Source organism: Pseudomonas sp. B22129 (assembly GCF_044218875.1).
Taxonomy (GTDB): domain Bacteria; phylum Pseudomonadota; class Gammaproteobacteria; order Pseudomonadales; family Pseudomonadaceae; genus Aquipseudomonas.
The window spans coordinates 6429974-6455137 of the sequence record NZ_CP162592.1; the positions used below are offsets into that span (position 1 = coordinate 6429974).

26 protein-coding genes are annotated in these 25164 nt (G+C 58.1%); 13 read left to right on the top strand and 13 right to left on the bottom strand.

Going from position 1 to position 25164, the window contains the following annotated elements; all coding sequences use genetic code 11:
• Positions 1-52: 52 nt before the first annotated feature.
• Positions 53-958, top strand: a complete 906-nt coding sequence (locus AB4P94_RS29250; protein ID WP_395608554.1) for a LysR family transcriptional regulator — start codon at positions 53-55, stop codon at positions 956-958.
• On the opposite strand, the gene AB4P94_RS29255 is transcribed toward AB4P94_RS29250, so the two are convergent.
• Both AB4P94_RS29255 and fabV read right to left on the bottom strand, forming a co-directional pair.
• Positions 955-1578: an HAD family hydrolase gene (locus AB4P94_RS29255; RefSeq protein ID WP_395608555.1), complete on the bottom strand. Its 624-nt coding sequence runs from the start codon at positions 1576-1578 to the stop codon at positions 955-957. The two genes, AB4P94_RS29250 and AB4P94_RS29255, sit on opposite strands and share 4 nt — an antisense overlap.
• Positions 1579-1785: 207 nt before the next feature.
• Positions 1786-2979, bottom strand: coding sequence for an enoyl-ACP reductase FabV (gene fabV / locus AB4P94_RS29260; protein WP_395608556.1), 1194 nt, complete (start codon positions 2977-2979; stop codon positions 1786-1788).
• Positions 2980-3254: 275 nt separating this feature from the next.
• Between fabV and AB4P94_RS29265 the strand changes: the two genes are divergently transcribed.
• Entirely contained in the window at positions 3255-4079 is an 825-nt protein-coding gene (locus AB4P94_RS29265) for an aspartyl/asparaginyl beta-hydroxylase domain-containing protein (RefSeq protein ID WP_016971461.1), read from the top strand.
• A gap of 150 nt (positions 4080-4229) precedes the next feature.
• The gene (ppnN, locus tag AB4P94_RS29270) at positions 4230-5603 is read left to right on the top strand and encodes a nucleotide 5'-monophosphate nucleosidase PpnN (RefSeq protein WP_395608557.1); all 1374 of its coding nucleotides are present in this window, start codon (positions 4230-4232) and stop codon (positions 5601-5603) included.
• Here ppnN and AB4P94_RS29275 read toward each other — a convergent pair whose 3' ends face one another.
• A complete protein-coding gene (locus AB4P94_RS29275; protein ID WP_395608558.1) occupies positions 5604-5996 on the bottom strand; it encodes a RidA family protein in 393 nt (130 codons plus the stop codon).
• 378 nt (positions 5997-6374) lie between these two features.
• Between AB4P94_RS29275 and AB4P94_RS29280 the strand changes: the two genes are divergently transcribed.
• Entirely contained in the window at positions 6375-6749 is a 375-nt protein-coding gene (locus AB4P94_RS29280) for a hypothetical protein (protein ID WP_395608559.1), read from the top strand.
• A 3-nt stretch (positions 6750-6752) separates the two neighbouring features.
• On the opposite strand, the gene AB4P94_RS29285 is transcribed toward AB4P94_RS29280, so the two are convergent.
• Both AB4P94_RS29285 and AB4P94_RS29290 read right to left on the bottom strand, forming a co-directional pair.
• The gene (locus AB4P94_RS29285) at positions 6753-7082 is read right to left on the bottom strand and encodes a hypothetical protein (protein ID WP_395608560.1); all 330 of its coding nucleotides are present in this window, start codon (positions 7080-7082) and stop codon (positions 6753-6755) included.
• Positions 7083-7213: 131 nt separating this feature from the next.
• Positions 7214-8110, bottom strand: a complete 897-nt coding sequence (locus tag AB4P94_RS29290) for a DMT family transporter (protein ID WP_395608561.1) — start codon at positions 8108-8110, stop codon at positions 7214-7216.
• A 98-nt stretch (positions 8111-8208) separates the two neighbouring features.
• On the opposite strand from AB4P94_RS29290, the gene AB4P94_RS29295 reads away from it, so the two are divergent.
• A complete protein-coding gene (locus AB4P94_RS29295) occupies positions 8209-9045 on the top strand; it encodes a LysR family transcriptional regulator (protein WP_395608562.1) in 837 nt (278 codons plus the stop codon).
• A gap of 65 nt (positions 9046-9110) precedes the next feature.
• On the opposite strand, the gene mqo is transcribed toward AB4P94_RS29295, so the two are convergent.
• The gene (mqo, locus tag AB4P94_RS29300) at positions 9111-10757 is read right to left on the bottom strand and encodes a malate dehydrogenase (quinone) (protein ID WP_395608563.1); all 1647 of its coding nucleotides are present in this window, start codon (positions 10755-10757) and stop codon (positions 9111-9113) included.
• A 423-nt stretch (positions 10758-11180) separates the two neighbouring features.
• On the opposite strand from mqo, the gene AB4P94_RS29305 reads away from it, so the two are divergent.
• Both AB4P94_RS29305 and AB4P94_RS29310 read left to right on the top strand, forming a co-directional pair.
• Positions 11181-12368 carry an MFS transporter gene (locus tag AB4P94_RS29305; protein ID WP_395608564.1) on the top strand — a complete coding sequence of 396 codons (1188 nt, stop codon included), beginning with the start codon at positions 11181-11183 and terminating at the stop codon, positions 12366-12368.
• A gap of 64 nt (positions 12369-12432) precedes the next feature.
• Positions 12433-13071 carry a LysE family translocator gene (locus tag AB4P94_RS29310; protein WP_395608565.1) on the top strand — a complete coding sequence of 213 codons (639 nt, stop codon included), beginning with the start codon at positions 12433-12435 and terminating at the stop codon, positions 13069-13071.
• A 75-nt stretch (positions 13072-13146) separates the two neighbouring features.
• Here the strand turns inward: AB4P94_RS29310 and AB4P94_RS29315 are convergent, their stop codons facing one another.
• From AB4P94_RS29315 to AB4P94_RS29340, 6 genes are all read right to left on the bottom strand, one after another.
• The gene (locus AB4P94_RS29315) at positions 13147-13368 is read right to left on the bottom strand and encodes a hypothetical protein (protein WP_395608566.1); all 222 of its coding nucleotides are present in this window, start codon (positions 13366-13368) and stop codon (positions 13147-13149) included.
• 146 nt (positions 13369-13514) lie between these two features.
• A complete protein-coding gene (locus tag AB4P94_RS29320; protein WP_395608567.1) occupies positions 13515-13883 on the bottom strand; it encodes a DUF6124 family protein in 369 nt (122 codons plus the stop codon).
• Positions 13884-14219: 336 nt separating this feature from the next.
• Positions 14220-15149, bottom strand: a complete 930-nt coding sequence (locus tag AB4P94_RS29325) for a hypothetical protein (protein WP_395608568.1) — start codon at positions 15147-15149, stop codon at positions 14220-14222.
• Complete coding sequence (locus AB4P94_RS29330) at positions 15146-16411, bottom strand: AAA family ATPase (protein ID WP_395608569.1); 1266 nt, start codon at positions 16409-16411, stop codon at positions 15146-15148. Before AB4P94_RS29330 ends, AB4P94_RS29325 begins: the two co-directional genes overlap by 4 nt.
• A 102-nt stretch (positions 16412-16513) precedes the next feature.
• Positions 16514-17179 carry a hypothetical protein gene (locus AB4P94_RS29335; protein WP_395608570.1) on the bottom strand — a complete coding sequence of 222 codons (666 nt, stop codon included), beginning with the start codon at positions 17177-17179 and terminating at the stop codon, positions 16514-16516.
• A gap of 150 nt (positions 17180-17329) precedes the next feature.
• On the bottom strand, positions 17330-18184 hold the full coding sequence (locus tag AB4P94_RS29340; RefSeq protein ID WP_395608571.1) for a LysR family transcriptional regulator: 855 nt from the start codon (positions 18182-18184) through the stop codon (positions 17330-17332).
• A gap of 96 nt (positions 18185-18280) precedes the next feature.
• Here AB4P94_RS29340 and AB4P94_RS29345 point away from each other — a divergent pair, with 96 nt between their 5' ends.
• The 4 genes from AB4P94_RS29345 to dusA all read left to right on the top strand — a co-directional run bounded on the left by AB4P94_RS29345 (position 18281) and on the right by dusA (position 21205).
• Positions 18281-18874 carry a LysE family translocator gene (locus tag AB4P94_RS29345; protein WP_078741409.1) on the top strand — a complete coding sequence of 198 codons (594 nt, stop codon included), beginning with the start codon at positions 18281-18283 and terminating at the stop codon, positions 18872-18874.
• 95 nt (positions 18875-18969) lie between these two features.
• Positions 18970-19524, top strand: a complete 555-nt coding sequence (locus AB4P94_RS29350; protein WP_395608572.1) for a M91 family zinc metallopeptidase — start codon at positions 18970-18972, stop codon at positions 19522-19524.
• 208 nt (positions 19525-19732) lie between these two features.
• Positions 19733-20047 (top strand): hypothetical protein, encoded by a 315-nt coding sequence (locus AB4P94_RS29355; protein ID WP_395608573.1) that lies wholly within the window; start codon positions 19733-19735, stop codon positions 20045-20047.
• A 171-nt stretch (positions 20048-20218) separates the two neighbouring features.
• Entirely contained in the window at positions 20219-21205 is a 987-nt protein-coding gene (gene dusA / locus AB4P94_RS29360; RefSeq protein ID WP_395608574.1) for a tRNA dihydrouridine(20/20a) synthase DusA, read from the top strand.
• A 6-nt stretch (positions 21206-21211) separates the two neighbouring features.
• Here the strand turns inward: dusA and AB4P94_RS29365 are convergent, their stop codons facing one another.
• On the bottom strand, positions 21212-22096 hold the full coding sequence (locus tag AB4P94_RS29365; RefSeq protein WP_395611403.1) for a LysR family transcriptional regulator: 885 nt from the start codon (positions 22094-22096) through the stop codon (positions 21212-21214).
• Positions 22097-22216: 120 nt separating this feature from the next.
• Here AB4P94_RS29365 and AB4P94_RS29370 point away from each other — a divergent pair, with 120 nt between their 5' ends.
• Both AB4P94_RS29370 and AB4P94_RS29375 read left to right on the top strand, forming a co-directional pair.
• Positions 22217-23602 (top strand): M20 family metallopeptidase, encoded by a 1386-nt coding sequence (locus AB4P94_RS29370; protein WP_395608575.1) that lies wholly within the window; start codon positions 22217-22219, stop codon positions 23600-23602.
• A gap of 224 nt (positions 23603-23826) precedes the next feature.
• Entirely contained in the window at positions 23827-25116 is a 1290-nt protein-coding gene (locus AB4P94_RS29375; RefSeq protein WP_395608576.1) for an MFS transporter, read from the top strand.
• Positions 25117-25164: the final 48 nt, after the last annotated feature.

The following is a 25164-nucleotide window of genomic DNA, read 5'->3' on the forward strand; positions in this document are numbered from 1 at the left end:
ACAGCTGGATAAACTGCGCTTTCCTGCAATGACTTTGAACCAGGGCTTGATAATGGATCTGTTCCAGGCAATGACGGTTTACGTGAAAGTCGTGGAGGCCGGCAGCATGACCGCCGCCGCGCAGGAGTGCGGGATGTCGACCACCATGGTCGGCAACCACCTGCGTGCCCTGGAGCAACGGTTGGGGGTCAGCCTGCTCAAACGCACCACACGCAAACAAAGCCTGACGGAGTTTGGCAGGCAGTATTATCAGCGTTGCCTGGAAGTGCTGGGGCTGGTGGCCGACTCCGAGTTGCTGGCGGAACAGACCCACGGCGAAACCCCGAGAGGCACCCTGCGCATCACCGCGCCCCCCGTGTTCGGCACCGAACGCCTGGTGCCGGCCTTGAGCGAATTTTCCCGGCGCTACCCGCTGATCAACCTCTACGTGGTGCTGAGTAACGAGCGGATGGACTTGGTCGACAGCGATTTCGACGTGGCGATCCGTCTCGGCGACCTGGAAAGCTCCAGCCTGATTGCCCGGCCCATGCAGCCCTACACCCTGACCCTCTGCGCATCACCTGAATACCTGGCACGGCGCGGCACGCCGCTTACACCCGCAGACCTTCAGCAGCACGATTGCCTGGCGTTCGCCTACCCGGCGAACGACAACTGGCGCGATACCGACAAACTATGGCGCATGAGGGGCGATGCCGGCGAGGTGGAAGTCGCGGTGTCCGGCTCATTGACCATCAACAGCTCGCAAGGCTTGCGCCAGGCGGCCGTCAACGGCATGGGCATCATCATGCTGGCCGATGCCCTGGTACAACCAGACCTGGAAAGCGGCAAGCTGGTGGCCTTGCTGACCCCCTACAAACTGCCCAGCCGCCCCATGCACCTGCTGTATCGCCAGGACCGCTACCGCCTGCCCAAACTGCGCGCGTTTGTCGACTTTGTGATGGAGCAGTGGGCGCTTTAAAACGCCACACCCAACTCACGCAGGCGCGCGGCGGTGCGCTCGGCTGACACATGGTGAATGCCCTGCCAGCCAAGGGCCACGGCCGCGTCGATATTGCCGGCCACATCATCGATAAATACGACTTCAGCGGGCTGGATATCCGGCAGATGAGCGCGGACCTGGCCGAGGCTGGCATGGTAGATAGCCGGGTCCGGCTTGATCAGCTTCAGCTCACCGGACACCACGATGTCGCGAAAATGCTGCAAGAAGGGATAGTTGGCGCGGGCATAGGGGAAGGTTTCGGCTGACCAGTTGGTGAGACCGAATAACGGCACATCGGCGTGATGCAATGCCTCCAGGATCGCCACGCCTTCGGGTAGCGGGCCACGCAGCATTTCGTGCCAGCGGTCGTAGTAAGACTGGATCAGGGTTTCATGCTGGGGGTATTGGGCGATCAGGCTGCGAGTACCGTCGGCCAGCGTGCGGCCGGCGTCCTGCTCGGTGTTCCAGGCTTGGGTGCAGACGGTGTCGAGAAAGTGTTGCCGCTCGTGATCGTCAGCAATCAGCTTGCGGTAGAGGTGCTGCGGGCTCCAGTCGAACAGAACACCGCCGAAATCAAAAACTACTGCACGAATCGTCATCAGATCCTCCGTAAGTGTGGCTTGATAGCCCAGGGAGTCTGGCAGATTGTGAGCAAGGGCGGGAGCGTGGGGTTGTAACGCCAAGCAAATGTGGGAGCTGGCTTGCCTGCGATGCAGTCACCTCGGTGTATCAGTTGCACCGCGGCGATGCTATCGCAGGCAAGCCAGCTCCCACACAAGCCGGCTGCCACATTCTTTGACTGTGTTTTAGGCCTGAATCAAGCCATTGATCTTCACGGTCGGGTTTACGTCAGCTTCGTAATCAACGCCGTCGATTTCAAAGCCGAACAAGCGCAGGAACTCCGCCTTGTAACCGGCAAAATCGCTGATCTCGTTGACGTTGTCGTCGGTCACCTGGTTCCACAGGGCAGCAACGGCGTCCTGAACCTTCGGCTCCAGCTCGGCCAGGTCGGCGCGCAGGCGGCCGTCGGCGTCCAGCTTCGGCGTTTGGCCATACAGGCTGTCCTTGAACAGGCCGTAGACCTGCTCGATGCAGCCTTCGTGAGTGCCCTGCTCTTTCATCACTTTGAACAGCAGCGACAGGTACAGCGGCATGATCGGAATCGCCGAGCTCGCCTGAGTCACCACGGCCTTGAGTACCGACACACGGGCGTCGCCCTTCAGTGCGGCGAGGTTGTCGCGCAGGGTCAGGACTTTCTTGTCCAGGTCTTTCTTGGCTTCGCCGATGGAGCCGTTCCAGTAGATGTCCTGGGTCAGCTTTTCACCGAGGTAGGTGAACGCGGTGGTTTTGGCGCCTTCGGCCAGTACATCGGCGTCACGCAGGGCGTCGATCCACAGCTGCCAGTCTTCGCCGCCCATCACTTTGACGGTGCCGTCGATTTCTTCCTGGGTGGCCGGCTCAAGGGTGGTGTCGACCACAACGCCTTTGTCGGTGTTGATACCGCGCAGGGTCACAGCCTTGCCGATTGGCTTGAGGGTAGAGTTATGCACCACGCCTTGCGGGTCGGTACGGCGTGGCGCGGCCAGGCTGTAGACCACCAGGTCGATCTTGCCCAGGTCTTTCTTGATGGTTTCGATGGTCAGGCGCTTGATCTCGTCGGAGAACGCGTCGCCGTTGATGCTCTTGGCGTACAGGCCTTTTTCAACGGCAAACTTCTCGAACGCCGCGCTGTTGTACCAGCCGGCGGAGCTCAGCTTGCCTTCTTCGCCTTCTTTCTCAAAAAACACGCCCAGGGTGTCGGCGCCGCAGCCAAACGCAGCACTGATGCGCGCGGCCAGGCCGTAACCGGTGGAAGCGCCGAGGACCAGCACCTTCTTTGGGCCGCCTTCGATGGCGCCGTGTTGGGTGACGTAGTCGATCTGTTCCTTGACGTTCGCTTCACAGCCAACAGGGTGAGCGGTCACACAGATAAAGCCACGAACCCGCGGTTTGATGATCATAAAATTTCTGCCTCTTCCAAGGGGTCGACGGCCAGTGGTGGCCATTCAACTTCATTCGTACCGGTCTATGACGCCTGAAAAACCGAAGCGTCACGATAGTCGCAAATCTTCCGTTTACAAAATCCAATCCACAAAACGGCCAAGTGACCGCAGGCGCGGGTTAAAGCCTGTAGCTGACCTTCACAAATTTGCACTATTAAAAACGCCCGGCATCGCTATAACCCACTATCATGGCAGCGATGTTTCACTATGTTTCAGGTCCGGAGCCTCGTTTCATGAGTAATAGTGCTGTTCGCAAGAAGCTGATCTCGGCCGCCTGGGTGCTCGGGGTATTGCTGTTCATCTACTGCTTCCCGCGCACGACCCTGGTGTTTTTGCTGCTGGTGGTGGTGTGTGGCGTTTACGACTTCCTGCGTAACGGCCTGTACGACCGTGACACGATCAAGAAATACTTTATCGGCAACGGCCGCAACACCTGGATTCTGGCGCCCTTCAACACCCTGTTCGACCTGGTCAGCAGCCGTAACCGCCACGTCTACACCATGCGCGACCTGCCGCCCGCCTGGCGTGAAGACCTGCAACAGGTGATCGACGACGCCATGGCGCAAAAGGACGAAATCATCAGCTACCTGGACGAGCGCATGGCCGAGAAGAAGCGCGGCATGTTGTTCTTCCAGTGGTATGGCCGCCCGATCGAAACCACCCTCGACATCCCGCAACTGCGCAAAAAGCTGCCATTTGTGAAGACCATCGGCGTGTCGGTGTTCAACGAAAACCGTTCCACGTCTTTCCACTTCGGCCCGCTGCGCATGATGTTCCGTGTGCTCTACAACATGGCACCGGCACCGCACCACGAAGGCGTGTACATCCAGGTGGGCAAGCACAAGCACTACTGGCACGACGACCCGCTGTTTATCTTCGATGACACGCTGATGCACGCGTCTTTCAACAAAAACGACGCCAAACGTTACTGCCTGTTCATCGACATCGTGCGCCCGACCCCGCTGCCGGGTTTACTCAACGCGGTGATCTCGGGTTTTGCCGGGCTGGTGTATACCCTGCGTCGGGTTTTCTACAAAAACTGGAAGCTGATTCAGTAAGTTCTGCGGCATGATGGTGCTGGACGGTGTTTGCGCCCTGCCCGCTTGGCGGCCAAACTAACTGTCTCGTGCGACCGGATTCGGCGCTCACCATTTTCAAGCCATCGCCGCCCCTGGCGGGTGCGATGGCTGTGCTTTCAAGGAACCAGAATGCCGCAACGTCAAGTCATCAATGCCTCCGTCAGCCCCAAGGGCAGCCTCGAAACCCTGTCCCAGCGTGAAGTCCAGCAACTGAGTGAAGCCGGTTCCGGCAGCATCTACACCCTGTTCCGCCAATGCGCCCTGGCCATCCTCAACACCGGCGCGCACATCGACAACGCCAAGACCATCCTCGACGCCTATAAAGATTTTGAAGTGCGTATCCACCAGCAGGACCGTGGCGTGCGCCTGGAGTTGCTGAATGCTCCCGCCGACGCATTCGTCGATGGCGAAATGATCGCCAGCACCCGCGAAATGCTGTTCAGCGCCCTGCGCGACATCGTCTATACCGAGAACGAGCTGGACAGCCAGCGCATCGACCTGAGCAACTCCCAGGGCATCACCGACTACGTGTTCCACCTGCTGCGCAATGCCCGCACGCTGCGCCCGGGTGTGGAGCCGAAAATCGTGGTGTGCTGGGGCGGGCACTCGATCAATACCGAAGAATACAAATACACCAAGAAGGTCGGCCACGAGCTGGGCCTGCGCAGCCTCGACGTGTGCACCGGTTGCGGCCCCGGCGTGATGAAAGGTCCGATGAAAGGCGCGACCATTTCCCACGCCAAGCAACGCATCACCGGCGGTCGCTACCTGGGCCTGACCGAGCCGGGCATCATCGCCGCCGAAGCGCCGAATCCGATCGTAAATGAACTGGTGATTTTGCCGGACATCGAAAAACGTCTGGAAGCCTTTGTGCGCGTCGGCCACGGCATCATCATCTTCCCGGGCGGCGCCGGTACGGCGGAAGAGTTTCTGTACCTGTTGGGCATTCTGATGCACCCGGACAACCGCGACGTGCCGTTCCCGGTCATCCTTACCGGGCCGAAACAGGCCGCGCCGTACCTGCAACAGTTGCACGCGTTCGTTGGCGCCACCCTGGGTGAAGCAGCCCAGGCGCACTACCAGATCATCATCGACGACCCGGCTGAAGTGGCGCGCCAGATGACAGCCGGGCTCAAGGCCGTGAAGCAGTTCCGCCGCGAGCGCAACGATGCGTTTCATTTCAACTGGTTGCTGAAGATCGACGAAGGCTTCCAGCGCCCGTTCGACCCGACCCACGAAAACATGGCCAGCCTGCAACTGAGCCACGCCCTGCCAGCCCACGAGCTGGCGGCCAACCTGCGCCGTGCGTTCTCCGGGATTGTGGCGGGCAACGTCAAGGACAAGGGTATTCGCTTGATCGAACAGCACGGCCCGTATGAAATTCACGGCGACCCGGCGATCATGAAACCGCTGGACGAGCTGCTACAGGCCTTCGTCGCCCAGCACCGCATGAAGTTGCCGGGCGGCGCGGCCTATGTGCCGTGCTACCGAGTGGTGCAATAACTAGCGTTGCACCGCCACGCATTTGATTTCCACGAGCAATCCGGGGTGCGCCAGCTCTGACACCCCGATGGTCGTCCAGGCGCAATGCCCGCGTGGGAACAGGCGGTTTTTCACTTCACGAAAAACCGCCATGTGCTGGCTCATGTTCACGTGGTAGGTGGTCATGTCCACCACGTCGTCAAAACTGCACCCCCCCTCCTCCAATACCTCCCGCAGGTTCTCCCAAGCGGCGATGAACTGCGCCTCGGGGTCTTCGATGACCGCCAGCTGTGGTGTGCGCCCGACCTGCCCGGCGCAGTAGAGGGTCTTGCCGACTTTGACGGCGGGCACGTAGCCAGCGCGTTCGACAATGGATTGCATGGCGGGCGGGATGATGAGGTGGCGGTCGGTCATATGCGGTATCTCTTTGTCGTCGTTTTCAGGCGTGTTGAGGGGAAGAGTCGGGCTATGGTTTTACCAACAGCCGCGACTCATTGCATCCACAAAAAACTTCAGGGAATCTTGATCAGTGAAAGACCATCACCTACCGAAAGAGAACAACCGGCCGATTAATATCGCGCACAGCAGAACCGCAGACCTGAGTGTTATGGCGCTCAAAGGCTTGATTAAACGGCCTGAAACCTCAGTCAGCCTCCGACAGATGACGCAAGCCTGCGCCGACGCTGCATCGAAAGCAGATTAAGCGGGCTGGCACTCTATTTCCCGATTCGCGTAACCTTTAGGCCTCTCACGTCATCTGCGTGAACGCCGATCAACCTCCGGGAAATCAACGTGCGAACAGCCCTGACCCTTTGCCTGACATTGGTACCGACCTTGGCACTGGCCGACGCCATTGTCTGGCCCGACCTGCCGAAAACCTGCTTCGTCAGCGGCCGCCCCGCCACCAGCCAGGATATCGACACCGGCTGCGCGGCGTTTTTGATCAATGTGCAAGGCAAGCCGGCGGGAACGCCGATCAACGTGGATGTTCCGCAGTACGCGCTGCACGTCGATGAGGCCACCGGCAAGGAAACGCCGGTGATCATCATTCAAGCGGAAGGGAACGGTGCGACAGAGGTGGTGGGCTATCAGGAGCTGGGCAGCGATCAGCTCGGTGCCGCGCTGCTGCGGGAGGTTCGGCTACTGGGTACCCAGAAGCCGATCTAGGCTTCAGCGAACCCAGCCACCACCCTGCCAGTGGTAACCGTCATTGCGCTGCACCCAATGCGGGTGCACATAACGGTAGCCTTCACGCACCGCTTCCCAATGGCCGTGCACCGCCACGTAACGCCCGCCTTCCCAACGCCAGTAACCGCGCGACCATACATAGCCGTAACGCGCAGCGGGCTCGACTTCGATTATCTGCACCGGCGGCGGTTGCGGCGCGACGACTTCCACATATTCACGCTGCACCGGCCCGCGCTCATGCACCACACGCTCTTGCACACACCCGGATGCCGCGACGACTACCGCCGCCATTGCCGCATAACGTAGCAACATACAAAACCCTCGGGCGTCAGCGCCCAACAAATACACCAGTAAAAAATGCCCCCTTGTCTCAGCCTCGCTCCTGCTCGGCTCTGGGTTCTTTTTAACAGGTGCTGACTGTCCGGTTGCTGAACCCACGAGGCTCAAGACGCACAGACGACGGCCGGTCGCTTCAGGCGCACCAGCAGCAGCCCCGCGACAACGACCGCAATCCCGGCATAAGTCGACGCATGAATCACATCGCCAAACATGAGCGCCGCCCACACCAGCGTGACCGGCGGCTCCAGATAGACCAGCGCAGCCACGTGGGTCGCGGTCATTACACGCAGCAACATCCACAGGCTCAAGTAGGCGACAAGGGTGGACAACACCGTGAGCCAGACAATCGAAATCAGCACGTCTGGCGCACGGGGAATGCTCAGCGTACCGGTGTAAAGCACCGTGCCGGTGAACCCGATCAACGTCAGCAGTGACTGGATGAACAACGGCAACACCAGGCCACCGCCCTTGGGCTGTACGGTGCGGCGCTCATACAAGGTCGCCAGCGTCAGCCCCAACGCGGCCGCCAGCGGCAGACAGTACATGACCAGGCCGACCCGTTGCCCGCTGCTGTACTGGCCGGCGATCACCACCGCCACGCCGACAAAACTGATCATCAGCCCCGCCCACTGCCAGCCACCGCTGCGCTCGGTTGCGCTGCCCGTGGACAGGGCCGCCGTCATCAGCGGTTGCAGCGCTGCAATGATCGCCGCGATGCCAGGGGGCAAGCCGTTCTGGATCGCCACATACAGGCAGCTCAAGTATAAAAACTGCGAAAGAAAACCGACTACCGCGTAGTGGCGCACCTGCGCCCACGTCACCTGGAGCAACCTGACATTCAAGTACACGCCCAGGCACACCACCACCAACAGAAACCGCCAGAACAGCAGGTTGAACGCCCCTGCGTCCTGCGTGCCCAGCTTGGCGCCGATGTAGCCTGAACTCCACGACAGCACAAATGCACCTTGCAGCAAAAACCGCCCCAGGGTCGATCGCTTCATGCCGCCTCCCGTCTGTGTAAATTGACGCCAAGGCTAGGGGCCGCGCATGCTTCTGTATATTTGAATAATTGGCAGCACTAATCCGTAAAAATAGAATCATGGCCAAACAACTGAATATCGACCTGTTGAGAACCTTCCACGCGGTGGCGCGCTTTCAGCGTTTCAATGAAGCGGCCGAACACGTGCACCGCAGTGCCTCCACCGTCACCACGCAGATTCAAAAGCTGGAAGAACAGATCGGCCAGCGCCTGTTCAGCCGCAATAATCAAGGCGTGGAGCTGACGCCGTACGGCAGGAAACTGCTGGGTGAAACCACCGAATTTCTCAAAAGCCATGACCGCCTGCTGATCTCGCTGATGCCCCAGCGCATGCAGGGCAAGATCCGCCTGGGCGTGCCGGACACCTATGCGCCGGCCTTTATCCAGGCATTTTTGCCTCGGTTGATTGCTGACAACCCACTGTTGGAGCTGGAAGTCGAAGCCCGCACCAGCGGCCAATTGCTGAACCTGTTCACGGCCAACCATCTGGACCTGACCATCATCGTCAGCGCCCAGCCGCTGGCTCAGGGTGAACGCCTGGGCGCCGTGCAACCCCTGTGGGTGGCAGCCGAACACTTCGACTACCCGTCTAACGCGCCGCTGCCCGTCACCGTGCCCATTGTCGGTTGCCCGTATCGCGCAGCGGCCCTGCAGGCGCTGAAGGATCACGGGATTTACCATCGACTGCTGCTGGAAAGCCCCAATTCATCCGCCGTCGAAGCCTGCGTGCGCAGTGGTGTGGCCGTGGGGTTGATGGAGCCAAGCCGCATGGGCGAAGGGCTCAAGCATCTGCCGGACCTCCCGCCTTTGCCCGCGCAACATCTGTATTTGCTGTGCGATACCGGCAACGCACTGGCCCTGCACCTGCACGAGCAAATCCGGCACTTCAAGGTCTGAATGCCGGGTACAAAAAAGCACGCTGACCGTTACCGGTTCAGCGGGCTTTTCACATCAGGCTTGGCTTACAGCGCCAGGTCAGATGCCGGCTTGCTCGGCTCAGCCGCAGGCTTGGCAGCCTCGGTGGCCTGAGGCGCCGCCAGTTGCGGAATGGCTGGCGGTGGCGTCAGTTGCAGGACACCAGCGGTGTAGGCCCATTCCTTGGCAACGGCTTCCGGGCTGTCGTTCAGCTTGGTGCCGTAGCTCGGGACGATCTGGTGCAGTTTGGCCTGCCACTCAGGGGTCGCGACCTTGTCTTTGAAGATCTTCTGCAGCACGGTCAGCATGATCGGAGCCGCGGTGGACGCGCCTGGCGATGCACCCAACAGGCCGGCGATGGAGTTGTCGGCGGAGCTGACCACTTCAGTGCCGAGTTTCAGGACGCCGCCCAGTTCCTCGTCACGCTTGATGATCTGCACGCGCTGACCGGCTTGCCACAGGCGCCAGTCTTCTTTCTTGGCGTTCGGGAAGTACTCTTTCAGGGCGTTGTAGCGGTCGTCATCCGACAGCATCAGTTGGCCAGCAAGGTACTCGACCAGCGGGTATTCACGCACGCCAACACGGGTCATCGGCCAGATGTTGTGGGTGGTGGTGCTGGTCAGCAGGTCCAGGTACGAGCCTTCTTTCAGGAACTTGGTCGAGAAGGTCGCGAATGGGCCAAACAGGATCACGCGCTTGCCATCCAGCACGCGGGTGTCCAGGTGCGGAACCGACATCGGCGGTGCGCCTACCGAAGCTTTACCGTAGGCCTTGGCCAGGTGCTGCTCGGCGATGGTTGGGTTATCGGTGACCAGGAACGAACCACCGACCGGGAAGGCCGCGTAGTCCTTGGCTTCCGGAATGCCCGACTTCTGCAGCAGGTGCAGTGCACCGCCGCCGGCGCCGATGAACACGAACTTGGCGTCGGTTTCAGTCTTGGTGCCGTCTTTCAGGTTTTTGTAGCTCACACGCCACGAACCGTCGGCGTTACGGGTGATGTCCTGCACTTCGCTCGACAGTTTCAGGTCGAAATTCGGCGTGGTTTGCAGGTGAGCAACGAACTGGCGGGTGATCTCGCCGAAGTTCACGTCGGTGCCGATCGGGGTCCAGGTGGCCGCGATTTTCTGGTTCGGGTCACGCCCTTCCATCATCAGCGGAACCCACTTCTTGATCACAGCCGGGTCTTCGGAGTACTGCATGCCGGCGAACAGCGGGCTCGCTTGCAGGGCTTCATAGCGTTTTTTCAGGAACTTGATGTTGTCATCGCCCCACACAAAGCTCATGTGCGGAGTGGAGTTGATGAACGAACGCGGGTTCTTCAACACGCCCTGCTGGACCTGCCAGGACCAGAACTGACGGGAGATCTGGAACGCTTCGTTGATCTCGACCGCTTTCGGGATCTCAACGTTGCCGTTCTTGTCTTCCGGGGTGTAGTTCAGCTCAGCCAGGGCCGAGTGACCGGTACCGGCGTTGTTCCAGCCGTTGGAGCTTTCTTCGGCCACGCCATCAAGGCGCTCGACCATCTCCATCGACCAGTCCGGCTGCAGCTCGTTGAGCCATACACCCAGGGTTGCACTCATGATGCCGCCGCCGATCAGCAGCACATCGACTTTCTTTGCCTCTTCCGCGTGAACGGACGTGATCCCCATCGACAAAGCCAGCCCCAGCAGGGCAGTGTTTACTTTTTTAAACATCAGTAGCACCTATGATAAAACGCCATCCGCCCTACCGCCCGATTCCTCAAGGCCGCAGGGTGGGCACACAAGGCCGACGAGTCGACCTCACTGTTTTTGTCCCTTCTGCGCTGACTTCTTATCATTATTGGCTTCAGCTACCTGGGCGACAGCCAACCACCGGGACGTATACGGGTGTACGCACCGGAGAAAGACTAGACCAAGACGGCGCGCAGAATATCACGCTGAACAACGTTTATGCGTCGTTTGGCCAATTGACAGCTCTAAAACGGGACTTTTCCGAGCCAGTGTCAAGCCTGACAGGCGCGACCTGGGGTCACAGGCCCGGAACTCTCGGGTAAAAGGCTGTTCTAGACACCTTCGCCACCGCTTGCGTAGCATCGGCAGCTGTCCTTCGTGCAACCCCCTCACACAGAGTTACCCATGACTATCCAGCAAACACCCGGGCCTGTGCTGCCCGCGCGCAGCGCCGCCAAAATGGAAGCTGCCATGGCCGTGGGCGCCTTCGCGATCGGTACCGGCGAGTTCGCCATCATGGGCCTGATGCCCGAGATCGCGCACAATTTGAACTTGAGTGAGCCGCAAGTCGGCCACGCCATCAGCGCCTACGCCTTGGGCGTGATGGTCGGCGCGCCGTTGCTGGCCATCCTTGGCGCCAAGCTGCTGCGCAAACACATGCTGCTGTGGCTGATGGGCCTGTATGCCCTCGGCAACTTCGCCACCGCCTTCACCCCGAGCTTCGGTTCGCTGGTAGCCTTCCGCTTTATCAGCGGCTTGCCCCACGGCGCTTACTTCGGCATCGCTGCCGTCGTCGCCTCGAGCATGGTGCCGGGCGACAAACGCGCCGGCGCCGTGGCCCGCGTGATGATGGGCCTGACCCTCGCTATGCTGCTCGGCAACCCCATCGCCACCTTCCTCGGCCAGTACTTCGGCTGGCGTTCGGCGTTTGCACTGGTCAGCGTGATCGCCCTGTGCACCATCGCCTTGGTCTGGCAATTCGTGCCCCACCGCCACGACGAACAACGCAGCGACCCGCGCAAAGAACTGCGCGCCTTCACCAAACCCCAGGTGTGGATGGCCCTGTCCATTGGCGCCATCGGTTTTGCCGGGATGTTCTGCGTGTTCAGCTACTTGGCGCCGACCATGCTCGAAGTGACCAAAGTCTCGCCGCAATGGATCCCGGCCGGCCTCGCCGCGTTCGGCGCGGGCGCCATCATCGGTAACATCGCCGGCGGCAAGCTGTTCGACCGCCTGCAATTTCGCGCCGTGGGCTGGATTCTGGTGTGGTCGATGGCCGTGCTGCTGTTCTTCACCTTCGCCGCCAGCTCGCTGTGGGGCGTACTGCTCGGCATCGCCCTGGTCGGCACCATGATCTCCATGGCCGCACCGCTGCAAATCCGCCTGATGGACATCGCCCACGAAGCCCCGAGCCTGGCGGCGGCGTCCAACCACGCCGCGTTTAACCTGGCCAATGCGCTGGGCCCGTGGCTGGGCGGCATGGCGATCACCGCCGGGTTGGGCTGGACCAGCACCGGCTACATCGGCGCCGCTACCGCGCTGATCGGGCTGGGCCTCTTTCTGATCGCAAGGCGCATGAAAGGCGGGCACTGATGGAATAAACACGGGCCCTGACGCGTTTTGTTGATTCAACAACCACAAATCAACGAAGGGCCCCATGGACATCACACTCCCCCTGCTCAGCATTCTCGGCGCCATCGCCATCGGCGCTGCCAGCCCAGGCCCCAGCTTCGTCTTCGTCACCCGCACCGCCATCGCCCTGTCGCGCCGCGACGCACTCGCGGCGGCCATGGGCATGGGCGTCGGCGGCGTGGTGTACGGCGGGCTCGGCCTGTTCGGCCTGCAAACCCTGCTGGCCAAGGTTGAATGGCTGTACGTGATCCTGAAAATACTCGGCGGCGCCTACCTGGTCTGGCTGGCCGTGCAACTGTGGCGCTCGGCGAAAAGCCCCATCGTCGTCCCCACCACCGCCGACGGCCGCCCACAAAGCGCGCGCAAATCCTTCACCCTCGCGGCCGTGACGCAACTGAGTAATCCAAAAGCGGCGATTGTGTACGGCAGTATTTCCGCGGCGTTCCTGCCGGCGCACGCCCCGGTCTGGACATTCGCCGTGTTGCTGCCGGCAATCTTTGCGATCGAGGCCGGTTGGTACACCGTAGTGGCGCTGGCGTTCTCATCGGAACGGCCGCGCGCGGCATACCTGCGATCAAAGCACTGGTTTGACCGCACCGCAGGCCTCGTCATGGGCGCGCTAGGCCTGCGGCTGATCCTCGGCTCAGCCCACGTCCAAGCCTAAATATCAGGGTTCAGCTCCCCCACCTGTGGCGAGGGAGCTTGCTCCCGCTGGGCTGCGCAGCAGCCCTACGATCTATCAGTCGTCATGCATCAACCCCGCCCCATACTCCCCAAAACTGCTCCCCAACCCACTCCCGCCACCAAAACTCATCTTGGCCGCCTTGTTCGGGCTGTGATCCCCAAACGCCTGGCACCCCTGAGCAAAACAAGGGTCACTGCTCACGGCGGACGAAGACGAACAGCCGCTCAACAGCACAGCACCGGCAATCATCACCACTTTGACGAGATTCGAGATCATGTTTTCAACTCCCTATGGACTGGGGGTGCGAGGGTCCCCTCTTGAGAGTGATCGTAGGCCTCAAATGGGCGGGAGATGATGAAACTTTGCAGGGGGACAGGACGAGTTCAGGTTGCCGCCTTGGGATAAGGCGGCGGGGTGCGGTGTCAGTCGATTGTCGCGCAGATGGCAGGCGCGACTTGCTCCTGGGCTCGGTCGACGAGTAGAGCGCTTAAATCGATGATCTGCTGGATGCCGAGGACGATGGCACGTTGGGCGTCGTCGAGGTCGAAAGCCAGGGTGGCGGCCATTTGGTTGGCGGACGCTAGGTTTTCGGAGGCGTTGGCGAGCAGGGTTTCGGTGTCGGTGTTGGGGTTGACGGAGAAGAGGTTGGTGGTTGGGGGGTCGACAGGTTCGTCGGCGTCTTCGTCAGAGGGAGGCAGGTAATGATGGATTGCTCGTTGGGCTGCGGCTTGAAGCTTGGCGTCGACGGATGCAGTTGAAGCATGCGGCGGATTAGGTGTGACCTTGTACATGGCGGAGCTCCTTTAGAATGTCAGGAACTACCAATCTCACTTCCACATGAGGGTGGCAGCTGTACGCAGGTGTGGAAGACCAGGGCTAAAGGACCCGGCGCACCGAAGTGCCCCGCGCACAGCCGCCATAAGCAATCATACAGACGTAAAAATACGCCGGTAGGTGTTTATGGGCGATTGAGCGCCTTCAGCTTGGTCGGACTTCCACATCCGGCCGCTGGGTTGGCAGCGGCCAGAGAAGGTTAGTGACGGGAGGTCTGAGGGGCAAGCCGAGAAAAGCGTAGGAAATATCCTCACAGATATTTTTTCCTACCCCACCTTCAACAAATTACGCATTCAAAGGCCATGAACAGCTTCGTACATAGAATCTACTTTTGATCGAATATAGTCAAAACTAGGCATATCCGTATGTTGCATTGCAAATATCTTTAAATTCTTCCCGCTAATTCCATCTTTTAGTTTATATAGACATTGTTCATGAGCGACAGCAACGCAAAATTGACATTTAGCAACCGCACCAGCCTTGCAGGATGCAGGCAATTCTAAAATTGCCCTTTCAACCTCTTCACAAAACACGGACAAGAGCCACTTACCTCTCGACATCATTCTCAGCGAGTGCAAATCAAATTGAAGACCATGAAGCTCAGCAAAGTTAAGAAGATCTGCTTCTTTTTGCTTTATCTTTTTTATAAGCGCCAAGTCCTTCACTCGCCCATAAGGATACGAATAACTAACATCAGAAAAATAAGTTGGATCCAGCGCACCTTTTAATGCTTCAAGTGAAGCTAAATATAAAACCTCAAAAGATCGACCAACGCAATCAGCAATAGACGATATCAACGCGGGAGATCGAAGATCAGAGGTTGTACGAGTAGAATATGCAAGAAGGCTTTCCAAAATATCAGGAAATACAAAGTGACTTTCTATCGAATAATGCCTCAATACAAACACCAGATCATTTCGTGGAATTTCCCCTCGAAAATCTCGCACATCCTTATCAATCATGCCAGCAATGAAATCTTGCGGATCAAACTTCGACTCAGGCAACCCCTTGACTTTATCCATTGCCTTTATAAGGCTTATACAGCCTTGACCAAAGCCTTCTAAAGTCTCTACAGCAAATACTGACGCTCGCTTTGACTTACTATTACAAATTCGATCATACAGAGGCACATCGTCAACACCTTCAACTATTATTATCGGCATCTTAGTCATAATTGACTGAGAATAAACCTCCTCAACATCATAAAGCATTGCAGCCTTCAAGGCAGCACCTCAACCGACAACTCAGTCAAGTAGTCCTGATTATGTCTAACAAGAGAAGGGCTATGTGATGCGACAATAATCTGCGTATTGGGAACCAACTTGGAAAATAAACCCATCAACTCGCGCTGCCAAGTTATATTTAGAGAGATTTCTGGCTCATCAATAATAAGAAAGTCACGACCATCGCCCTGAAATAAAACCAAAGACAAAAACGTCAGGATATGTCTCTCACCACTAGAAAGGTCGTTAATACTGTGCTCAGCACCAGAAACAACAATTTTGGCTTCCTTCCCACTAACGACCAAACGTTTCCCCTCAATCAAATAACTATTGAAAGTATCAATCAAGAAATTAATAGAACTCAGCTTTAATTTTTCCATTTCAAGCTCCTCGATAATATTGAGGAATAACTGACTCAAAATTGGATGCCGTCTAATCTTATCAATCCCGTCGCTATGAGATATAGTATCTAGCGTTTCTATAACCTTTGATTTAAATTGGTTTTCAGATCCATCGTCTAGCGCCTCAATAATGCGCGCACGATTTTCTACTAAGCGCTGCTCAAAATCCAAAGGTAATTTTTCATTTCGCGAGGGCTGCTCATCCAAACTAATAGCTACTGACAAAGTATCGAACAAAGCACTTTGAATTTTTCGCGTGGCCATCATCCGAGCTATCCTAAACCGATCTACTAGCAGCTCTTCGATATTTTCAATTTTTATGTTTTGAAGGTACAGGTGACGCTTCTCATAATCTACCTCATTATTTCTAGAGCGATACCTTGCAGCTTGTGCGTGTCGTAGATAACCTGCCAAGTCCTCCGCGACCTGAAACATTGGAAACTCCGAAGAAAGATAAGCTCGACGTCTTGGATGTCTAAAAAATTCTAGAATCAGTGCAGGATCCGTTTTAACTGCCTGATTAGTAATCCCCCGATCCACACCAAGAGAAAGAGACTTGGTAAATCCCAGAGCAGAATTTAATATTTCATCCCAAACGAAAGCGCCTTCCGCATTCTTTACGACCGAAATCGCACTTTCGTCCCCATACGTAGATATTACAATGCGGACCGACTCGACAGAATTCTGTGTAAGTGCAGTATCATCCTGAGCCATTACCCCATGTAAAACTTTTAAAAAGCTTGTCTTACCACACCCATTGGGACCGTAAACTACTGAGACATTCGCTTCGGAAAATACAGCTCTAGCTATGCGATTACTAGACTTAAAGCCAAATATCTCAATACTCTTTAAACGAACCACATGCACCTCCATGCATAGAAACAGCCCTAGCCCAGATGAAAAATAAATCTAAATATAAATACAGTGGTGGTATTGGGATCAGTCCGGCCCTCTCCCCTAATTTTAAAACGCCTCAATCGGCTTCTTCAACGCCTCAGCAACCTTATTCGTTTCCAACTTCGGCATACTAAACCTGATCAACACAACCATCTCACTCCCCTCACCACTCACCATCAAATCCGCCGCCCGAACATTATCCGGCAGTGCGCCAAGCTGGCTGGTCGCCGTCGAGTACCTCTTACCCTTATCGACGCCTTCAAAGAAAGTGTAGGTAATTGACCCGCCGTTTGTTGTAGCGGCACCTTCAAAGTTATCAAGCTTCGCAGACAGTTCATCCTGGGTACGTGCCTGGGCCGTTGCTTGAACGACGTCGAACTGTGATCGGTCATCGGACAGTAGAGAAAGTTTGAAGGTTTTTGCCAAAGAACCAATGGCCGTCGAATGCAAATCAGAATCGTAGGGGCTGACCAAGGTAACGGAGATCAGCTTTGCGCTCGAAAAGGCCAGGGCTGCCGTAAATTTGTGCCCGATAAAATCCACATCATCAATGCAGAAAGCCACCCCGCCGACGTCCTCAGAACAATCGTAGTAGCTTTCAGCGTTTTCGTAATTCGCGAGAGGAGCGCCATACAAGTAGTTTTTGAACAAGGTGTCCGCCGCTACCGCACTCAGAGAACTCGTCAGCATTCCCACGCCTGCAAGAACGCCCGCTATCCATTTTTTGCTCATCAGCTCACTTCCCTATGCTGTCGTAAATTGGCTAGTGGCTGAATGCTACCAATCTCACCCAATTCTGTCTTCTTCAATCCCGGCGGATATCAAGCCCAGACGATTCCTTGACTGCTGCGCCCCAAGTGCATCCTGGAAAAGGGATAAGAGTCACGCCTGATCCAGATACTCACGAATCCCCCGCACCAGTTCCCCAACCGCGCCACTCGCCGTCCCTTTTGCCCTCACCAACGAAATCACAAACGGCGGCAACTCCGGCAATTGCGCCTGCGCAGGCAACACCTCCAACCCCAACGGCACCGCCGACTTCAACCACGCCGACACGGCCAGGTCACTGCCCACCATCGCTCGCGTGGTCTCAAGGTTGCCGTTATCAAAGACCATCTTCCACTGTCGGTCCTGCCCGTCCAAAGCCGCAATCACAGGCTCGCGAAATGCACAGGTCTCGGCGACGAGGGAGACCGCCAACGGTTCATTCAGGTAAGCCGTGCCACCACTGGCGCCCACCCATACCAGGCGATCGATCACAAGGCATTCGCCGCTGGCGCTGGCGGCGGCTTCTTCAATGATGGCCAGGTCCAATGTGCCTTTGTCGACTTCCGCTCTCAGCTCTACCGATGAGGCGCATTTGAGTGTCAGCTCCACTTGCGCATTCGCTTCGATAAACGCCTTGAGGATTGGCGCAATCCAATCGCCGGCGAGGTCGTAAGGCACGCCGAGGCGCACTCGCCCTTGAAGGGTGCTGCCCTTTACCTCCGCCAAAATCTGCTGGTTGAGGGCGAGCATTTGCTGGGCCTTGGTATACAGGCGCTCGCCGAGTGGCGCGAGGCGCAGCGTGCGACGATCGCGGATGAACAATGCTGCGCCCAGTACTTCTTCCAGTCGGCGCATCTGCTGGCTGACCGCGCCCTGGCTCACGTGCAGGTGCTGCGCCGCCACTGTCATGCTGCGCTTTTCGGCGACTACGATGAAACTGCGCAGGAGTACCAAGTCGAGCGTCTGCATAGCATTAGCTTTCCTAATTTAAAGCATCACAAACATTAGCTTTCGTGCTACGTGGCATCGGGCTATTAAGTCGAGAACCTCTTAAGGAATCTCTTGATGCCTGGCTCAATACTCCCCCTTCTACTCTTCGTGATGGTCGCCACCTTCAGCCCCGGCGGCGCAACCACATTGGCGACAGCCTCCGGCGCGAACTTCGGTTGGGTGCGCTCACTTCCACTGTTGGCAGGCATCTCGTTCGGCCTGGCACTGATGGCTGTAGCCGCAGCTGGCGGGCTCGGCAGCCTGATCCTGGCCGCTCCGGCGCTGCAATTGGCGATGAAACTGATGGGGTCGCTTTATCTGCTGTGGCTCGCCTGGCAGATCGCCAAACGAGGAAAACCGGGCAGCGCTACGGTCAGCGAACAACCTGCGAGTTTTCTGACGGGCATCTGGATGCTCTTGCAAAACCCCAAAGGCTGGGCAATGACGCTCAGTGCTGCCGCGTCTTTTGCTTCGCTGACACAGGGGCCTGCATCGCTGGCGCTGCTGCTGAGCCTGGTGTTTGGCGTGTCGTGCATGTGTTCGCTGGCGCTATGGTGCGGCGCCGGGCTGGCGCTGTCGCGGCAGCTGAAAAGCGAACGGCAATGGCGGGTGCTGAACAGGCTGTTGGGGGCGCTGCTGGTGGCGTCCATTGTGCCGATCTGGATCTAGAGCCCCCTCACTGCCGCCACATCGCCTAATGGAATAAAGGGTCGCACGCACGTGTTATTCCAGTAGACATTTCATGCTTATAAGGAACAGCGGTGATGATCCAAAACTACAGCTCTTTCCCGAACATCACCCTGGAATCAGCCAGCCTGGAGTTTATGAACCATCTGATTTCAGCGCTGCAAACGATCGAGTCGAGAAACACGGGTCGCGACCTGCTCAGGGAAATCAACGAACTCTGCGGCCCAAGTTCCGGTAAGACCATCAAGATAACGGCCATCGCCAGCGACTATTCGGAGACTGCTAACACGTGCGCCTCCGTGGGCAATGCCACCGATGCGTTGAAAAAGTGGATTTTCAAGGGGCCGGGCACCAGTGTCGAAGTGACCTGGAACCCCTACTCCAGCCTTGCGCTGAACGCCCAAGGGATTCCGACCGGGATGAGTTATCAGGACGACTCAACGAGTTTTATTGGCTTGGCCCACGAGTTGGTGCATGCCTATCGCATTCTGCGCGGCACTTACCTGGGTGGCAGCAATATCAAGGAAGAAAACCGCGCCACGGGCCTTGGTGATTCGGCGAGCAAGAAATTCAGTGAGAACAGCATTCGCGCCGAACACAGTTTGCCGCGACGTAATGCTTATTCGAGGTGAACTCAGCCAACACACAACTTGATGGGAGGCGCGATATACGCCTCTCCCGCCGCCATCCGCCTGCACCACTCTCGTACCAACACGATATCCACGCACTGACGCCCTGCCGCTTCTTCGCCGGCTCCAGCAATCCCGAGAATGGCCAATGCTATGCTGGATTTTTTCAAATCGAGTCGCCTGGCAGGCGTTAGGTGTATACGAGATAAATATGAGCTATCACGTCACTCACAGATACGGCGCCATGAACTCAAGCCCTGGCACGCACACGTTCCCTGAACTGCTTGCCGAACTGAAAACGCGTCCGGAAGATGAAGAGCATGGGGAGGTTTCGGTAACTGACGAGTCAGACTGGTGCATTTCTGTGCGCCTGTCAGGAATAGTAATCTTTGAGAATCTGGAGTCCGGCGAGCCTCGTCACATGAAGCACGTTCCAGAGGGGAAGATCCTGGAGTTGTGGCGTTTATTGGCCGAGGGAGACGTTACAGCAATCGAGCAAGAGCCTTGGTTGCCTGGTTATGCCTGAGACCGTGTGTCCAACAGGCGCTGCTGGCCAGCCGGCACCATGGGCCAAAATCAGCCATGGGGTGTATACGAAACTCAAGGCGATTCAAGGCGCAGCACACGGCTCTCCCACACCCAATAAGCATCCCTGATAAACTGCGCCCCATTCGCCCCGCCAACTCAGATTGCCCCCATGCCCTTACAAGCCGCTCCACTCTCCCGCCGCTTCTCCGTCGCCCCGATGATGGATTGGACCGACCGCCACTGCCGCTACTTCCTGCGCTTGCTCTCCAAACACGCCCTGCTCTACACCGAGATGGTCACCACCGGCGCAATCCTGCATGGCGACCACGAGCGTTTCCTGCGCCACAACGAAGCCGAGCACCCGCTTGCGTTGCAGTTGGGCGGCAGCGTCCCCGCCGACCTGGCCGCGTGTGCGCGCATGGCTGAATCGGCGGGTTACGACGAAGTGAACCTGAACGTCGGCTGCCCCAGCGACCGGGTGCAGAACAATATGATCGGCGCGATCTTGATGGCGCACCCGGCGTTGGTGGCCGATTGCGTGAAGGCGATGCGGGATGCGGTGTCGATTCCGGTGACGGTGAAGCATCGTATCGGGATCAATGGGCGGGACAGTTATGCCGAGCTGTGTGATTTTGTCGGGACGGTGAAGGACGCGGGCTGTACCAGTTTTACCGTGCATGCGCGGATTGCGATTCTGGAGGGGTTGTCGCCGAAGGAGAATCGGGACATTCCGCCGTTGCGTTATGACGTGGCGGCGCAGTTGAAGCGGGATTTTCCTAAGCTTGAGTTCATTCTCAACGGCGGGATCAAGACGCTGGAGCAGTGCCAGGAACATTTGCAGACGTTTGATGGGGTGATGCTGGGCCGGGAGGCTTATCACAACCCGTATTTGCTGGCTGAGGTGGATCAGCAGTTGTTTGGCAGCGAGGCGCCGGTGATCAGCCGGGCCGAGGCGTTGGCGCAGTTGCGGCCTTACATAGCCGAGCATTTGGCCAGTGGCGGGACAATGCATCACATCACGCGGCATGTGCTGGGGCTGGGCACCGGTTTCCCAGGGGCGCGCAAGTTTCGGCAGTTGTTGTCGGTGGATATTCACAAGGCAAGTGATCCGCTGGCGTTGCTGGATCAGGCCGGGGCGTTGCTGGAAGGTCGCTGATCGGCCTCAGTTGACCGCCTTAAGGCAGGCAATCAAGGTCTCGATAAACCGCTGCAATGAGGGTGGCAGTGTGCGTTTGGGCATGGTCAGGACTTGAATGGTGCGGTCGGCAAACCGGGGGTTGGTCAGCGGCACCGAGACCAGCTCATCACTGCCATTGACTCGCTGGCTGATGGCGCCGCCCAGCGCGACGGTGTCGGTGTGGCGGACGAACTCGTGGATGGCCCCGGAGTAGTTGCAGGTCATGACGTGGTTGAAGGCCAGCCCCTCCATTTCGCACACCAGGTCGAACAGCTGCCGCTGGGTCGTGCCCTTGGGGGTAAGCGCCAAGGGGAACGGCGCAAGCGCGTTCAGGGGCAATTGCTTGTGCGCCGCCAACGGATGGCCGGCGCGCATGATCGCGCGAATCGCCGAGCGGCCTGAATAGAGAATCTCGACACCGTCGGTAGGTTCTGTGCTGAACGTCAGCCCCACGTCGGCATCTCCGCGTTTGATTTTCTCTGCGCATTCAAACGGTGACATCACTTCCAACACGTACTGGAAGTCCGGGTGTTGGTGGTAATGCTGGATCAATACGTTCGGCAAAAAATACCGCGAGAGCCCTTCTGTGGACACCAGGCGAATGACCCGCGCACCGGGATAATCACCGCCGCGCAATTCCGACAGCAAGGCCTGTTCTTCCAGCGAGGCGCGCCTGGCGTGGTGGGCCAATGCGCTGCCCGCCGCCGTCGGTTCCATGCCCCGTGGCCGTCGCTCGAACAGGGCTACGCCGACACTCTCCTCCAGCAAAGCTATCTGGCGGCTGACCGCGCTGGGTGCGATGTGCAAGCGCTCACCGGCGGCAGCCAGTGAACCTGAATCAAACACGGCCAGAAAATAACGATAGTCCATGATTTTTGCGCTCATTAAGGCTTCTATTAATTAGATGTCAGCCTTGAAAAAACAGCAATATACAGTGCGATGGGTGACTTCTATATTGGCCTGAATCTGTCAGCCCTAATCGGAATGGTCATGTCCAAGCAACAAGCACTCGCCAGTGTTCGCCACCACTTCGCCGACGGCCATTTCGAAGCCGACTTGCGTCGCCGGGTCGCTATCCGCAGTGAAAGCCAGGCCCCGGGCCAGGCGCCGGAATTGACACGCTACCTGCAAGAAGAAATACAACCGGCGCTGGAGCGGATGGGCTTTGAATGCCAGCCGCTCGAAAACCCAAAGGGCGCGGGCCCACTGTTGTTTGCGTCGCGTCACGAAGGTGCAGACCTGCCGACAGTGCTGACCTACGGCCACGGCGACGTCGTACTCGGTTACGCCGACCAATGGCGTGAAGGCCTCGACCCCTGGATGCTGACGGTGGAAGGCGACCGTTGGTACGGGCGCGGCACCGCCGACAACAAAGGCCAGCACAGCATTAACCTGGCGGCGCTGGAAGCAGTGATCGAGGCCCGCGGGGGGCGCTTGGGGTTTAACGTCAAGGTGCTGTTCGAGACTGGCGAAGAATGTGGCTCGCCCGGATTGCGCGAGGTCTGCACTGAGCATCGCCAACTGCTGCAAGCCGATGTATTTATTGCCTCTGACGGGCCGCGCTTGAGTGACAACCGCCCGACAATTTTTCTCGGTTCTCGGGGCTCGGCGCTGTTTTCCCTTGAGGTGCAGGCGCGCGACAAGGGTTTGCACTCTGGAAACTGGGGCGGCGTGATGTCCAACCCGGCCGTGGTGCTGGCCAATGCACTGGCCAGCCTGGTGGATCAGAACGGCCGTATTCTATGCCGGGGGCTGGTGCCCTCTTCCATTCCCGACTCCGTACGTGAGGCCATCCACGACCTGGGCATCCATCAACACTCCCTCGGCCGCGCCCTGGACGTTGACTGGGGCGAGCCGGGCCTCACCCTGGGGGAACGGCTGTTTGCGTGGAATACCCTGGAAATCCTCGCGTTCACGGCGGGCAACCCGGCCAAGCCGGTGAATGCCATTCCTCCGTCGGCGATTGCCCATTGCCAATTGCGCTTTGTAGTCGGCACGGACTGGAAGCACCTGGAACCGCTGCTGCGCCAGCATCTGGATGCTTCGGGCTTCCATGGCGTCAACATCGTGATGGACCGTTGCACGCCCAGCACTCGGCTGGACCCTGACAACCCATGGGTCAGCTTCGCGAAAAAGGTCATCAGCGACACCACACCGAGGCAGCTCGCGGTATTGCCTAACCTTGCCGGTACGCTGCCCAACGATATTTTCGCGGATGTGCTGGGGCTGCCGACTTTGTGGATCCCGCACTCCTACCCCGGCTGCTCGCAACATGCGCCCGATGAACATCTGCTCGGTTCAGTGGTGCTGGAAGGCCTGCAAATCATGACCGCGCTGTTCTGGGAACTGGGCGATATGGCAAAAGCCAACGCATAAAAACAGGGCCGTGATCCTGAAACCCGTCAGTTAAGAAGAAACACAGTCACTGTGGCGAGGGAGCTTGCTCCCGCTGGACTGCGTAGCAGTCCCATTTTTCAGGGCTGCGTCGCGCTGGAGCGCCAGCCCGGCCCAGCGGGAGCAAGCTCCCTCGCCACAGGTTGCCGGCTCTATTAGCCTTTTATCTGCCGCTCACACACTTACAAAAACCCGGAGCGTCGAACATGACAGCGTTGTCGTCCACCCCCGTTACACCTGCCGCCGAGCAGGCCCAGCCCTTATGGAAACCGGTCGGCGCCGCCTTGATCGGCAACACCCTTGAATGGTTTGACCTGTCGGTTTACGCCTACTTTGCGTTAACCATCAGCAAGGTATTTTTCCCCGCAGCAGACCCGGCAGTCTCGCTGTTTCTGGCATTCGCGACGTTCGGCATTTCGTTTCTGATTCGCCCACTGGGTGCTGCGGTGCTGGGTTCTTATGCCGACCGGCAAGGCCGCAAGAAAGCCTTGAGCCTGTCCATTTTGCTGATGCTGATCGGTACGGCGATGATCGCGGTGATGCCCGCCTATGCTGCCATCGGGGTCATCGCCCCCATCGGCATTCTGTTTGCGCGTTTGCTGCAAGGCTTCTCCGCCGGTGGTGAGTTCGGCAGTTCAACCGCGTTCATGATGGAACACGCCCCGCAAAAGACCCGCAACTTTGTCGCGAGCCTGCAATTTGCGAGTCAGGGCTTTGGCGTGGTGATCGCCTCGTTGTTCGGCTATTTCCTGACGACTAACCTGAATGATCAACAGATGCTCGCGTGGGGTTGGCGGGTGCCGTTTTTCTTTGGTTTGATTCTGGGCCCCGTGGGGCTGTATATCCGCCGTACGGTGGATGAGTCGCCTGACTTCAAGGAGAGCGAGCCGGGTTCGCAGCCGTTGAGGGAGGTGCTTCTTTCCCAGAAGACATTGCTGTTGGTGGCCATGGGCGTGCTGATCGTGTCGACAGCCTCCAATTTCATGATGAAGTACATGCCGTCCTATGCCTCAACCACGCTGAATATTCCACAGTCTTCGGGCTTTCTGGCGACGCTGACGGGCGGCCTGATCCTGACCCTGGTGACGCCCATTGTCGGTTTCATCGCCGGGTTCGTCAGCCGTATCAAGATCATGCTCTGGGCGTCGATCATCTACATCCTGAGTATTTTTCCGGCGTTCGTCTGGCTGAACAAAGTACCCAGTGCCACGTCGTTATTGCTCGTTGTGTCGATGATGGCGTTGATCAAGGCTGTTTACTTCGCACCGCTGGCTTCACTGATGGCGGATGTGTTCCCCATCCGGACCCGGGTGACGGGCATGTCGCTGAGCTACAACCTGTCGGTGACGATCTTCGGTGGCTTTGCGCCCGTGATTGCCACGGGGCTGATCGCGTTGACGGGATCGCAGCTGGCGCCCAGTTTTTATCTGATTCTGGCGGCGGCGCTCAGTATCAGTGCCTTGTGGGTGGCCAAGCGTAAGCTGAAGCTGGCGTAACTCAGCCGCTGTGATTGCGGCGGTGATGCTGCCGGCGCTATCGCAGGC

What these genes read in the sequence shown, in the direction of transcription:
- AB4P94_RS29250 (WP_395608554.1), top strand. Translation starts at nt 53, where the DNA reads ATGGATCTGTTCCAGGCAATGACGGTTTACGTGAAAGTCGTGGAGGCC.
- AB4P94_RS29255 (WP_395608555.1), bottom strand. Translation starts at nt 1,578, where the DNA reads ATGACGATTCGTGCAGTAGTTTTTGATTTCGGCGGTGTTCTGTTCGAC.
- fabV (WP_395608556.1), bottom strand. Translation starts at nt 2,979, where the DNA reads ATGATCATCAAACCGCGGGTTCGTGGCTTTATCTGTGTGACCGCTCAC.
- AB4P94_RS29265 (WP_016971461.1), top strand. Translation starts at nt 3,255, where the DNA reads ATGAGTAATAGTGCTGTTCGCAAGAAGCTGATCTCGGCCGCCTGGGTG.
- ppnN (WP_395608557.1), top strand. Translation starts at nt 4,230, where the DNA reads ATGCCGCAACGTCAAGTCATCAATGCCTCCGTCAGCCCCAAGGGCAGC.
- AB4P94_RS29275 (WP_395608558.1), bottom strand. Translation starts at nt 5,996, where the DNA reads ATGACCGACCGCCACCTCATCATCCCGCCCGCCATGCAATCCATTGTC.
- AB4P94_RS29285 (WP_395608560.1), bottom strand. Translation starts at nt 7,082, where the DNA reads ATGTTGCTACGTTATGCGGCAATGGCGGCGGTAGTCGTCGCGGCATCC.
- AB4P94_RS29290 (WP_395608561.1), bottom strand. Translation starts at nt 8,110, where the DNA reads ATGAAGCGATCGACCCTGGGGCGGTTTTTGCTGCAAGGTGCATTTGTG.
- AB4P94_RS29295 (WP_395608562.1), top strand. Translation starts at nt 8,209, where the DNA reads ATGGCCAAACAACTGAATATCGACCTGTTGAGAACCTTCCACGCGGTG.
- mqo (WP_395608563.1), bottom strand. Translation starts at nt 10,757, where the DNA reads ATGTTTAAAAAAGTAAACACTGCCCTGCTGGGGCTGGCTTTGTCGATG.
- AB4P94_RS29305 (WP_395608564.1), top strand. Translation starts at nt 11,181, where the DNA reads ATGACTATCCAGCAAACACCCGGGCCTGTGCTGCCCGCGCGCAGCGCC.
- AB4P94_RS29310 (WP_395608565.1), top strand. Translation starts at nt 12,433, where the DNA reads ATGGACATCACACTCCCCCTGCTCAGCATTCTCGGCGCCATCGCCATC.
- AB4P94_RS29315 (WP_395608566.1), bottom strand. Translation starts at nt 13,368, where the DNA reads ATGATCTCGAATCTCGTCAAAGTGGTGATGATTGCCGGTGCTGTGCTG.
- AB4P94_RS29320 (WP_395608567.1), bottom strand. Translation starts at nt 13,883, where the DNA reads ATGTACAAGGTCACACCTAATCCGCCGCATGCTTCAACTGCATCCGTC.
- AB4P94_RS29335 (WP_395608570.1), bottom strand. Translation starts at nt 17,179, where the DNA reads ATGAGCAAAAAATGGATAGCGGGCGTTCTTGCAGGCGTGGGAATGCTG.
- AB4P94_RS29340 (WP_395608571.1), bottom strand. Translation starts at nt 18,184, where the DNA reads ATGCAGACGCTCGACTTGGTACTCCTGCGCAGTTTCATCGTAGTCGCC.
- AB4P94_RS29345 (WP_078741409.1), top strand. Translation starts at nt 18,281, where the DNA reads ATGCCTGGCTCAATACTCCCCCTTCTACTCTTCGTGATGGTCGCCACC.
- AB4P94_RS29350 (WP_395608572.1), top strand. Translation starts at nt 18,970, where the DNA reads ATGATCCAAAACTACAGCTCTTTCCCGAACATCACCCTGGAATCAGCC.
- AB4P94_RS29355 (WP_395608573.1), top strand. Translation starts at nt 19,733, where the DNA reads ATGAGCTATCACGTCACTCACAGATACGGCGCCATGAACTCAAGCCCT.
- dusA (WP_395608574.1), top strand. Translation starts at nt 20,219, where the DNA reads ATGCCCTTACAAGCCGCTCCACTCTCCCGCCGCTTCTCCGTCGCCCCG.
- AB4P94_RS29365 (WP_395611403.1), bottom strand. Translation starts at nt 22,096, where the DNA reads ATGGACTATCGTTATTTTCTGGCCGTGTTTGATTCAGGTTCACTGGCT.
- AB4P94_RS29370 (WP_395608575.1), top strand. Translation starts at nt 22,217, where the DNA reads ATGTCCAAGCAACAAGCACTCGCCAGTGTTCGCCACCACTTCGCCGAC.
- AB4P94_RS29375 (WP_395608576.1), top strand. Translation starts at nt 23,827, where the DNA reads ATGACAGCGTTGTCGTCCACCCCCGTTACACCTGCCGCCGAGCAGGCC.